General features: G+C 62.9%; 1 protein-coding gene. It reads right to left on the reverse strand.

Translation table 11 applies throughout. The features are described 5' to 3' along the window. The coding region (locus tag SB717_RS38110; RefSeq protein WP_410908380.1) for a hypothetical protein at nucleotides 1–251 on the reverse strand (251 nt) is incomplete at both ends.

Here is a 251-nt window from a genome sequence, read left to right on the forward strand (position 1 = left end):
GCCAGATAGTGCGCGCCGGGATGCGTCGGCGCGATTGCCAATGCCCGCTCTGCGCGTGCTCGCACCATGGTCATGCTTTGCTCGGAAAGGGAGGGATTCCGCAAGCGCGCCTGGGCTTCGGCTACCAGCATGTCGGGATTCTGGAAAGCTCCTTTGACATTGGCTTGTTCATAGTGCCGCGCAGCACGAGCGTGGTCCCCAGTCGCCTCGAAACTACGGGCGAGCAGCGCCAGATTGCCCACTGAAGCCTG

Source organism: Priestia sp. SIMBA_032, from assembly GCF_046535215.1.
GTDB classification, from domain to species: domain Bacteria; phylum Bacillota; class Bacilli; order Bacillales; family Bacillaceae_H; genus Priestia; species Priestia aryabhattai.